Genomic DNA, 11,703 nt, shown 5'->3' with positions numbered 1-11,703 from the left:
GCTTGTCACCCTGATGAGCGTCGGTACCTCGGCCGTCCCGGCCGCCGGCCTCACCGCAACCGACGACGACGCCGCGACGACCGCCTGGCACGACGGCGCGCTCCGCGCCGACACGGCAGGTCTGGTCGCACGGTCCGACCTCGTCCAGGAAGGACCGGCCTGGCGCAGCTACCAGGCCATGCCCGTCGGGAACGGAGTGCTCGGCGCCGCGGTGTGGGCCGAGAAGGGCTACACCGCCCAGCTCAACCGCGTCGACACGTTCCCCGATCTCAAGTCCGCCGGGCGTCTCGTCGTACCGGGTCTGGACTCGCTCATGCGCGCCGACGACTACAGCGGGCGGTTGGCGCTGTACGACGGCCAGGTCGTGCAGAGCGGTGGTGGAATGACAGCGCGCTCGTACGTGCGCGCTGATGCAGACCAGTTCGTCCTCGAAGTCACCGGCGCGGATCCGTCCCGGGCCCAGACCGCCGACCTGAAGTTGTGGGCCGGTAGGACGCCGGCCGTCAGCGCGGCCGACGGCATCGCCGCACTGGCCGAGACGTTCCACGACGAGGCGTCCGGCAGCATCACCGGTGCGGTCGCCGCGCTCACCGCGCAAGCCCAGGGCGTCACCGCGTCCGTGGTGGATCCGCTGACGGTGCGGCTGACGTTCCGTCCCAAGGCGGACGGCAGCTTCCGGCTCGTGGTCGGCGTACCGTCGTACCGCGGTGGCGAGCTGCGCACAGCCGCCAAGCGTGCTGTGGTGGAGTCGCCGAGCAACCACCTCGACTGGTGGCACTCGTTCTGGTCCAAGGCGGCGCCGATGCGGATCACGTCGGCCGACGGTTCCGGTGAGTACGTCGAGAACCTGCGGACGCTGCAGCTGTACACGATGGCCGCGTCGATGCGCGGCGACGTACCGAGCACGCACGGTGCCGTCGTCCGGATGTTCTCGGCGGCGCAGGACCAGGCCGACTGGGCGCAGGACGCGTACTGGCACTTCAACCTGCGGATGCTGGTGTCCGCGAACCTCGGCGCGGGCATCGGGCAGCTCAACTCGCCGTACTTCAAGTTCTACCTCGACCGGGCCGAGCTGATGCGCGAGTGGACACGGACGCACTGGATCGGTGGCGAGGGCCTGTGTCTGCCGGAGTTCATGCGGTACGACGGGACGGGCGACGGCTGTGACAACACCCAGGAACCGAGCTGGACGCGGCGGATCCTGACCAGCGGGCCGGAGCTGGTCTACAACATCTGGCAGCAGTACCGCTACACCGGTGACGCGGCGCTGCTGAACCGGAGCTACCCGCTGATGCGGGACGTTGCCCGGTTCTACCTGTCCGCGATGACGCCAGGCGCTGACGGCTACCTGCACCTGGAGCACGTCAACGCGTTGGAGGTGCAGTGGGACACCACTGACCCGGTGCCGGACCTGGCGGCGATGCGGGTGATCTTCCCGCTCGTGGCCGACCTGGCGACGAAGCACGGTGACACGGAGCTGGCAGCGCGGTTGAAGGATGCGGTGGGCAAGCTGCCCCCGTTCCGGACGATCGAGCGTGGTGGCGAACAGGTGCTGGCGTGGTCCGGTACCGACGAGGCGGCGCACAACACGCAGAACCCGGAGATGGAGGCGCTCTGGCCGTGGGGCGTGTTCGACGAGACGTCCGAGTTGATGCAGGCGACGTACCGGCAACGGGTGTACCCGCAGGACAAGGACTGGGGCATGGACGCCACCTGGGCCGCGCGGCTCGGGCTGTCGGACGAGGTGAAGCGCATGCTGCTGAAGGGCATCGCGGACTTCCAGATCTACCCCAACGGCTTCACCGTGCACCGCCGCGGCCAGGAGCCGGTTCGCAACAACAGCTTCTACAACGAGTGGGGCGGTGTGCTCACCACCGGTCTGCAGGAGGCGTTGGTCCAGTCGTACGACGGGGTTGTGCACGTCGCCCCCGCGTGGCCGAAGGACTGGGAGGTCGCCGGATCCGTGCAGATCGAGGGCGGTCACCGGATCAGCACCGAAGTGCGTAACGGCGTACCGAGTGTTGTCGGAATCCAGGCGGGTAGCGACGAGACCCTGAAGGTGCGCAACCCGTGGCCGGGACAGGAGGTGCGTGTGGTCGACTCCGAGAACCGCACGGTGGTCGCTCCGACTTCCGCCGACGTCTTCTCGCTCGCGGTCTCCCCGAACACGTCGTACACCGTCGAGCGTGTGGCCGTGCCGCTGTCGTCGTTCGCCTACGCACCGCTGACCGGGAAGCCGGCGACTGCGGTGAAGACCGTGGGGAACCGGGTGCTGGGCATCAAGTGGAGCGAGCCGCCGTTGAAGAGCGACCTGGTGTCCGTGGTGGCGCCGGAGAAGCTGTCCAACCTGGTGAAGGCACAGGTCGGCGCGCCGATCTACGTGGACCGCAGCTACACGGTGAATGACCTGCCTGGTCAGTTGAACGGGCAGGCGCTGGTCCCAGGTGCGAACAACGACTCCAAGGCGACCACGCCGCCCAACTACCTCACGTTGAACCTGACCCGCCCGGCGACGGTCTACGTAGCCTTCGACCCGCGCGGTGAGAACGTCTGGTGGCCGTCGTGGCTGTCCGACTACACCCGCACCGGCGAAACGGTCGGCACCACCGACCAGCGCCTGATCCTCTTCAAGCGCGACGTACCCGCCGGCCAGCTGGTACTCGGCCCCAACTCAGGGGTCCCGGACAAGGGCAACTCCACCTACGTCACGTTTGTGGTACCACGCTAGGCATGTTCAACCATGCTCCTGAGGGCTACGACTGCCCGTTCTGCCGGCTGGCCGCCGGCGGAGAGGACCACCTCACGGCGCAGCACGACATCGTGCTGCGCCGTGAGCGCGCCTTGGCCTTCGTGGCCTCCCGCTGGTGGCCCAACAACCAGGGCAACGTCCTCGTCGTACCGACCGACCACCACGAGAACCTGTACGACCTGTCACCCGAGTCAGGCCACGCCGTCCACGACGTCGTACGAGAGATCGCGATCGCGATCCGCAGCACGTACAACTGCGAAGGCATCTCCACCCGCCAGCACAACGAGCCAGCCGGCTACCAGGACGCGTGGCACTACCACGTCCACGTCTTCCCCCGCTATCCCGGCGACAACCTCTACAACACCCGCCATCTCCCCACGCCCGCGACCGCGGCCGAACGCGCTCCCTACATCGAACGCCTTCAGGCCTACTTCAACCCCTGACCTCCGCAGCGTCCTCTCAACTGTCCAACCCCCAGCGACCGCGGTCCACCAAGACACCCCACCAACACGAACAACAGTCCCGAGTCACGAACCGCGCGAACAACGGCCCGCTGAAAGCAAACGTCGCCCCGCCGCGAACGGTCCCACGCACGAACCGCACCGCACCGACCCGAACAACGACAACCCCGCATGAGCAGCACCGCGCGAACAGCACGACCGGCGCGAACGACGGCGGCCGGGCGAAGCAACGACCGGCCGGCCGCCAAGCGACCCTGAACGCGCGACGGCTGCCTGACGTGAGCGACGACGGACCTGTGCCGGGCAGCTGCTACCAGCAGACTGTGGCCAACGACGCAGGAGCCCACTTGGACGGATTGCGCATGAGAGTGGACGGCACGCCGCGACGGCCGCTCAGCCCGACGGGTCGACCTGCTCGAGGGTGCCGGGCCGGTTGGGAGGCGTGTGGTATCAGATCGTGGCGAAGGACGGTGGGCCGGTGCCGGCTTCATTGGTTGTGGCCATGCCCCAGACCGCGAAGCGTGCTGCTTCTGCGTACGTCGCTCGATCGGCCCTCCAGCGGCCGGACCGTAGCCCCGTGGCGGTGGCCGCTGGCAGGGCTGTCCCACCCCACGGATCAACTGATGGGGATGAGGTTCGGTCGCATGGATTGTCAGTGGACGTGACTCCACCTCCCGATGGATCGGGACGCGTGGCGCCGGCACCTACTGGTCCGGGTGCTCGGGACGTGTCGCCCGGCGGCTTCGGAAGGTCGCCCAGTGACTTACGGAGGTCACTCGGTGACGTGCGGAGGTCACCCGGTGACGTGCGGAGGTCACCCGGTGACGTGCGGAGGTCGCTCGGTGGCTTGCGGAGACCGACTGGTGGTTTGGGGAAGCCTGATGGCGGTGGGTCGGCCCAGGTGGGGCGGGCGACGTGGACGATGCCGTCGGTGATGGTGATGGTCCAGTGACCGTTGTGCAGGTCGACGTGGTGACGGCGGCACAGCAACGCCAGGTTCGTGACTTTGGTTTCGCCGCCGTCGATCCAGGAGATCAGGTGATGGGCGTCGCACATGACCGGCGGTGCGCCGCAGACCACGCAGCCGCGGTCGCGGGCGTTCAGGGCGCGGCGCATCGCGCGGGTGACCAGGCGTTCGCAGCGGCCGACGTCCAGCGGTTCGGAGTGCGCGCCGAGCACCAGCGGGATCACCTTCGCATCGCAGGCCAGCCGCCGGATCGTGGCCGCGGACAGCCCGCCGCTGTAGACCGTGTCACCGACAGCATCCGCGGTCGCCGCCGTCAGGTCGTGAAGGTCGATCGTCACCGTGATATTCGCCTTCGCCCCAAACCCAGGCACCACATCACCACCCGAACCACCCAACCCAGCACCCGCCCCGCCACCCACGGCGGCACCCATCTCCGCCCCCGCGCCACGCTCCAGATCAACCACCACACCACAACCAGCGGTGGGGCGGGGGATGGTGGGGGACGGGGTGCCGGTGTCGAGGGCGGTTGCGGCGAGGGTCAGGGTGGTGGTGAGGGCGTCGGCCTGGCGCTTTTCGCGGGTGCGGGGGTCGGGGGCGCCGTCGATGGTTTTGTGGGGACGGGCGGCGGCGGTGATCAGGGAACGGAGGAGTTCGGCGTTCTCGTTGGCGAGGTAGCCCCTGAACTTGACGCCTCGGTCAGCCCTGCTCAGGGTCAGGGTTTCGCGGGCGTAGGCCTTGTGTTCTTCGGGTTCGGGGCCGTCGGTGTCGAGGATGTCGCGGGTCTGCTCCGCCGCTTTGCGCAAATCCGCTGGTGGCAGATGCTTCGCCAGACGGACCAGTTCCCGTTCGGCCACCTCGAGATCGGTCACCGGCACGGTCGTCGGGACCTTTTCCAGCGCGGTCACGATCGCCTCGGCTTGCGCCGGCCGCAACAGCACCGCCGGCACCGACGACTCGCCCGCCAACCGCTCACCGAAGTCGGAGTCCGGTTCAGCGTCGGGCAGAGTGTCGGGGAGAGCGGCGGTGACGGCGGCGTACTTCGGCAGCGCGCGGGCCAGTTGGACGTCGCGGCGCGCGCGGTGGTGGTCGAGGCGATAGCGGTACTCCACGAACTGCACCGTGTCCCGCGCGCCGACTTGTTCGGCGTAGCCACGCGCATCCAGCGCCGCGATGAGCCGCAACCGCCGGGTCTCCACCCGGGCCAGGTCAGCGTCGGCCCGGTCGAGAGCGCGCACCAGCTCCTGGTCGCTCATCAACTCAGGAGACCACTGCCCCGAAGATTCCATGCACCAACTCTAGACACCCCCACCGACAGTTTCCGAAGCCAGATCCCCTTGATTTCAAGGGATTCTGTTATCCACAACCACCGCACCCTGTGGATCTTGCTGCGAGCAACAATGCACTGGCGGGTCGTGTGCCCGCTGGCGGGTTGCAGCAGGTGAGCGGTGAAACATCCCGCCATCCGCACGAGAGGCGCACGCAGCCGCGTACCTCAGTCGGCCCGGCGCCTCAGTCGGCTCGGCGCCTCAGTCGGCCTTGGTCCGGGGATCGGGCGATGGGACTGGGCGGAAGTGCAGGGTGAAGGTGTAGGGCGCGACTTCCAGGATGTGTGGGGCTGTGGCGGCTGGGCCGCAGGAGGCTGAGCCTAGGCCGGTTTGGGCTAGGTCCAGGTTGAGGTAGATGTGGTCGCGAGGGGTCAGGTCCGAGCGGTGGCGGGCTGCTTCCAGGTCCTCCGTGGTCCAGCGGCGCGCGGTGAGCTGGAAGTGTGGGGCACCGGTCACGCGGACACCATTGCCCTCGGCATCGGTCAGTTCGGCCCAGCGGACGTCGACGCGGGCACCGTTCTCCTGCGGGACGACGTACGGCGTCTGCAAATCGTCGACGGTTCGCGTGTACAGGCCGACACGGGCCGCCTCGCGACTGTCGGCGTACGCCTCACCCGGCCCGCCGCCGTACCAGCGCACCTTCTCCATTGCCTGAGGCAACGTCATTCGTACGCCGACCCGCGGCCAGCTCCCGCAGCGCGGTGTGACCGCAGTACCGCCCCACTCCCCCTCCGGCTCCACGTCCACGGTCAACCGCAGCACGTCCTCATCAGCGCTCCACCGGTACGTCGTACGCACGCCGACGCCCAGCCCTTCAGGCGCCACCCGCGTCCGGACGACCAGCTCGTCGTCCACCACGTCGACCGTGTCGACCCGGTGCAGCAGCCTGTCGAGCCCGGCGGCGCGCCACTCCTGGGTGACGCCGTTCCGCCCGCCCTGCCCGTTGTCGTTGTCGGTCGGAGCACGCCACAGGTCCAGCACCGGCCCATCGACCTCCTGCCCGAACAGTCGAGTCAGCCGCCCAGTACTACGGTCGAACTCACCCCCACCAAGCCGCAGTACGTCCCCGCTCTCAACCACGGGACCAGCCGGAACAGCCACCACAGCTGGCTCCTCCAGTACGAACTGCGCCCAGGCAACCTCATGCCCCGCCGTGGCCCACGCCTCGTCCTTCGCCAGCACCGCGCGTACAGTCAGCACCCGCTCCACCCCGGAAGACGCAGGCAGAACAAGCCCCAGCTCGATCGACTCCCCCGGCGGGACATCAGGAACATCCAACCGGCCGGCGTCCACCTCGACACCGTCCTCGGCCACCGACCACAGGAACTCCAGATCGTCCACGCCCGTGAACGTCCGATGGTTGTGGACGACGAGCGGATCCGGCCCGGTGATGCGCACCGGCTCGATGACCTTCTTGTACTCCGTCAGGCCCGGCGACGGCGTACGGTCCGGGAACAGCAACCCGTCGATACAGAAGTTCGCCCCGTGCAGCTGCTCGCCGAAGTCACCGCCGTACACATGGTCGGTTGCCCCAGGCAACAGAAGACCGTGGTCGATCCACTCCCACAGGAACCCGCCCTGCAACCGCGGATAGCGCTCCAGGATCCGCTGGTAGTCGGCGAGACCACCGGGCCCGTTGCCCATCGCATGTGCGTACTCGGCGAGGACGAACGGCAGCGCGCGGCGCCTCGCCTCCAGCGAAGGGTCGCCGGCGGTCTCCTCCGGTACGTCCTCCGTCCGGGTCCCGATCGCCTCCAGGTCCTCCAGCGGCGGGTACATCAGGCTGTAGAAGTCCGAGAACTCGTACGTCCGGTCCCGTTCGTAGAACACCGCCCGGCCCGGGTCCCGGTCCCGGGTCCACGCCGCCAGCTCACCGAAGTTCCGCCCGCGGTGGCTCTCGTTGGCGAGCGACCAGATCACGACGCTCGGGTGGTTCTTGTCGCGTTCGACCATCCGCCGCATCCGGTCCAGCATCATCGGCGCCCACGCCGGGTCGTCGGCCGGATTGCCGCGCCAGTCGGTGTAGATGAAGCCGTGCGTCTCGATGTCGCACTCGTCGATCACCCACAGCCCCAGCTCGTCGCACAGGTCGAGGAATGCGGGATGCGGCGGATAGTGGGCGGTCCGTACGGCGTTGACGTTGTGCTGCTTCATCAGCACCAGGTCCTGCCGCATTGCCTCGACCGTCATCGCCCGGCCGCGCCGCTCGTCGTGTTCGTGACGGTTCACGCCGCGGAAGAACAGCGGCCGCCCGTTCGCGGTGAACACCCCGTCCACCATCGCCACGGTCCGGAACCCGATCCGCAGCTCGACCGTCTCCCCCGGCACCTCGACCGTCGCGTCGTACAACCGCGGCAGCTCGGCCGACCACGGCTCCACCACCGGAACAGTCACCGGCACGCCGGGCTCGGCCACCACCCCCAACTCGGGAACCCGCACCACGGCGTCGGGCGCCCCTTCAACAACCGTCTCCACCCGCAGTGTCCCCGCCCCGGTCAGATGGTCGTACGACGCGTGCACGAAGACGTCGTCGATCAGCGGCCGCGCGAGCAACGTGACGTCCCGGAAGATCCCCGGGAGCCACCACATGTCCTGGTCCTCGAGGTACGAACCCGACGACCACTGGTGTACCCGCACCGCCAGTGAGTTCCGCCCCGGTCGCAGCAGGTGGCCGACGGTGAACTCGCTCGGCAGGCGGCTTCCCTTCGCGGTGCCGGCCTCGACGCCGTTCACCCACACCTTGAAGCACGAGTCGACGCCCTCGAAGCGCAGTACGGCGCCGTCCGCCGGCCAGTTGTCCGGCAGGTCGAACCAGCGGAAGTGGTCGCCGGTCGGATTCGCGTCCGGTGCGTACGGCGGATCGATCGGGAACGGGAACGCCGTGTTCGTGTACCGCGGCCGATCGTGCCCCTGCAGCACCCAGTGCCCCGGAACCTCCAGCTCACCCCAGCCGTCCGGACGCGGCTCACCGTCCGGAGCGGTCGGCCACAACCTGAACTGCCAGCGGCCGTTCAGGCTCAGGCGCGGCCGGGACGACCTCAGCCACGCGCGCGGCTCCCGGGCCCCGGTGCTCGGCGTCAGATCCTCGAAGTACCTCACTGTGCCTCCCCCTGGACGCTCTCCCTGAGCACCCGGACGTCCCACGGACCCAACTCGAACTGCTCGAACCCGGGCGGCTCGACAACCACCGCCGTCCCGGACCAGTTGTGCACGAACCACAGCCGCTCGCCCGCGGCGTTCACCGCCGACAACGCGGTGACCGACGGCGCCAACAACCGCGACTCGCCGTACGACGCCGTCCACAATGCGGCCGCCAACTCCGTATCCGGCACGGTCCCGACATACGTCACCCGCCCGGCACCGCAGCGCTTGGTCGTGACGATCGGCCGGCGCTCACCACCCGGATGCTGGTACGACGCCAGCACCTCGGCATCGTCAACGATCAACGTCTCCGCCCACCGCGTCGCTTGCCCGCGAAGCCCAGTCACCGGCAGCGCGGAGTCCAGGTTCTCGAACTCCTGGTACGTCACGCCCGCCGCTTCGCCCAGCCGCGGCGGTGCCGGTGCGACCCGCGGCCGCGCCTCCTCGTCCGCGTATCCCGTCCGCGGCCCGACGATCAGGTGCCCGCCGTCGCGCGCGTACTCGACCAGGCGATCCAGCAAGCCATCCGGCGCGACATACATCCCCGCCGCGACCACCACAGGCGCGGACAACGCAGCCTCGAGCCGCTCGACCGGCACCACCCCGGGCCGGAGGCCGGCGTCCAGGATCCCGCCGTAGAACGCCCCCACGATCGTCCGGTACGACGCCTTGTCCGGCGAACCTCCAGGCGTGGCCAGAGGCGGCTGGAACTGCAGCGCCCAGTCGCTCTCGTTCGACCACAGCACCGCGACGTCGACGTCCGGCGTGAGCTCGGCAACCGACGAACCGGCCTCCGCCAGTTCGGCCCCGACCGCGGCGATCTCGCGGTAGACCCGCCCCGGCTCCAGACTGTGTCCGAGGATCCCGCCCCAGAACGTCTCCGCCCCGTGGTTGATCGAATGCCAGTGCCAGTACTCGATCATCCGCGCGCCGCGCGCCACCATCGCCCAGGCGAGTTGCCGGAGCTGGCCGTCGTACGGCGGCCGGTTCTGGTGCGAGCCGCCGATCGCGGTGGCGTTCGTCTCGGTCACCAGGAACGGCTCGCCCCGCGATCCGTACACCCGGTCCGCCGCCAGGAACAGCTCGGCGACGCTCCGCCCGATCCATCCGGGCTCGAGCCGCGACGGCCGGGCCGGCCGCGCCAGCCCGTCCTGGACGTCCACGTAGATGTTGCCTGCGGCAACATCCAGCCGTGAGGTCAGCGGTACGTCGGCCACGGCCGGCCGGTCGTACGCCACACAGGTCGTCACGAACTGTCCCGGGCGCCGCAACGCCTTCACCAGCTCCGCCTGCCAGCCGATGAACTCGGTCGTCCGCTCCGCCTGGAACCGTCGCCAGGCCAGGTCGTACGACGGCGTGCTGTTCCCGTCCGGGCGCCAGAGCTCCGACCACTCACTCAACCGATGCGACCAGTACGTCAGCCCCCACGCCTCGTTCAGCGTCTCGACATCACCGTACTCACGCCGCAGCCGGTCGACGAACGCCTGGAACGCGGACGCGTTGTGCGCCAGCAGCACACCTGGCTCGTTGTCGACCTGGTACCCGATCACCGCCGGATGGTCGCGGTACCGCTCGACGATCCGGCGCACCACGCGCTCCGCATGGAACCGGAACGCGGGCTGCCCGTAGTCGATCTCCTGCCGGATCCCCCACGGCACCGGGACACCGCTGCGCCGCTCGGCCGCGATCTCCGGGTGCGCTCGTTGCAGCCACGGCGGCACGGCGTACGTCGGCGTCCCGAGGATCACCGCGATCCCACGCCCGGCCGCGCCGTCGAGCACCGGGCGGATCCATTCGAGGTCGAAGACGCCGTCCCGTGGCTCCCAGGTCGACCAGACCGACTCCCCGACACGGATCGCGGTAAGGCCGGCCGCAACCATCAGGTCGAGGTCGGCAGCGATCCGGTCGCCGGCCGAACGCGGCAGGTACTCCGGGTAGTAGGCCGTCCCCAGCACGACATGTGGCGGCAGCATGCGCCAACGCTAACCGACGCCAAGGGCCGCGTGCAATCGTTTGCAAACAGGGATTTCAGCTCGCGCGGATGCGTGCCCTCCGCCGGGCCGGCCCGGTGCTCGCCCGCACCACGAGCTCCGGCGCGAGCAGGTCCGGCGCCGGCCAGTCGTCGCCGCCGAGCCGCTTGGTGAGCTGCTGCCAGGCCAGCTCGCCCAGCTTGGCCCGCTCGTTGCGCAGCGACGTCAGCGGCGGCCGCGAGTACGCCGCGATCGGAATGTCGTCGTACGACGCGACGGACAGCTCGGACGGGACCTCGACGCCGTTGTCGTACATCCAGCTCAGCAGCCCGATCCCGACCAGGTCGTTGAACGTGATCACCGCGGTCGCCCGGCTGTGCAGCACGGTCGGGCCGGCGTCGTACCCGTGGTTCCCGGACCAGCCGCCGTCGACCTCGTCGAGCGTCACGTCGAGGGCACGTGCCGTACGCCGCAACGTCCGGCGGCGCTCGCCGTCGGACCAGGAGGTCGCCGGACCGCCGACGTACAGGACCCGGCGATGGCCCAGACCGGTGAGGTGCTCCAGCAGCAGCCGGCTGGCGACGCGGTAGTCGATCGCGACCACACCGGCGTTCTTCACGGTGCGGTTGATGCAGACCACCGGCACCGGCTGCGCGAGCGCCTTCTCCAGCCCCGCGCGATTCAGCCGGGAACTGCACAGCACCAGCGCACCGGAGTAGTCGACCAGCTCTTCGACCAGCCGCAGCTCCTCGGCCGGATCCTCACTGCTCTCGCCGATCAGCAGGCGGTAGCCGCCGGCGCGCGCGGCGGCGTTCAGTCCTTTCAGGACCTCGGAGAAGAACGGGTTCGTCAGGTCGGGCACGGTCACGCCGACGGTCAGCGGGCGGCCGAGCTTGAACTCCTGCGCCCGCTTGTCCGCGCGGTACCCGAGCTGGCCGGCCACCGCGCGGACATGGGCGACCACCTCGGGTGAGATCAGGTCGGAACCGTTCAGCGCCCTCGACACGGTCGAGACCGACGTGCCCGCCTCGCGCGCCACGTCGATCAGCCGAACCCGCTCCGCCACCGCTGTCCCCTAAGCCTGAAATCC

Annotated in this window: 6 protein-coding genes; 2 read left to right on the top strand and 4 right to left on the bottom strand. The window is 69.4% G+C overall.

The genetic code is table 11. The features are described from left to right. The first annotated feature begins 13 nt into the window (after window positions 1-13). Window positions 14-2,728 carry a glycosyl hydrolase family 95 catalytic domain-containing protein gene (locus BJY22_RS17335; RefSeq protein ID WP_167208036.1) on the top strand — a complete coding sequence of 905 codons (2,715 nt, stop codon included), beginning with the start codon at window positions 14-16 and terminating at the stop codon, window positions 2,726-2,728. Between the two features lie 2 nt (window positions 2,729-2,730). Next, window positions 2,731-3,192, top strand: coding sequence for an HIT family protein (locus BJY22_RS17330; RefSeq protein ID WP_167208034.1), 462 nt, complete (start codon window positions 2,731-2,733; stop codon window positions 3,190-3,192). Between the two features lie 468 nt (window positions 3,193-3,660). Here the strand turns inward: BJY22_RS17330 and BJY22_RS17325 are convergent, their stop codons facing one another. The 4 genes from BJY22_RS17325 to BJY22_RS17310 form a co-directional block, all read right to left on the bottom strand. Beyond that, window positions 3,661-5,463 (bottom strand): HNH endonuclease signature motif containing protein, encoded by a 1,803-nt coding sequence (locus BJY22_RS17325; RefSeq protein ID WP_167208032.1) that lies wholly within the window; start codon window positions 5,461-5,463, stop codon window positions 3,661-3,663. Window positions 5,464-5,703: 240 nt separating this feature from the next. Further along, the gene (locus BJY22_RS17320; RefSeq protein ID WP_202891152.1) at window positions 5,704-8,601 is read right to left on the bottom strand and encodes a glycoside hydrolase family 2 TIM barrel-domain containing protein; all 2,898 of its coding nucleotides are present in this window, start codon (window positions 8,599-8,601) and stop codon (window positions 5,704-5,706) included. After that, on the bottom strand, window positions 8,598-10,616 hold the full coding sequence (locus BJY22_RS17315; protein ID WP_167208028.1) for a beta-galactosidase: 2,019 nt from the start codon (window positions 10,614-10,616) through the stop codon (window positions 8,598-8,600). Before BJY22_RS17315 ends, BJY22_RS17320 begins: the two co-directional genes overlap by 4 nt. 55 nt (window positions 10,617-10,671) lie before the next feature. Next, the gene (locus BJY22_RS17310; protein WP_167208027.1) at window positions 10,672-11,679 is read right to left on the bottom strand and encodes a substrate-binding domain-containing protein; all 1,008 of its coding nucleotides are present in this window, start codon (window positions 11,677-11,679) and stop codon (window positions 10,672-10,674) included. Window positions 11,680-11,703: the final 24 nt, after the last annotated feature.

The sequence above is a fragment of the Kribbella shirazensis genome (assembly GCF_011761605.1).
Classification (GTDB): domain Bacteria; phylum Actinomycetota; class Actinomycetes; order Propionibacteriales; family Kribbellaceae; genus Kribbella; species Kribbella shirazensis.
This window is presented reverse-complemented; position numbering and strand designations above follow the sequence as displayed.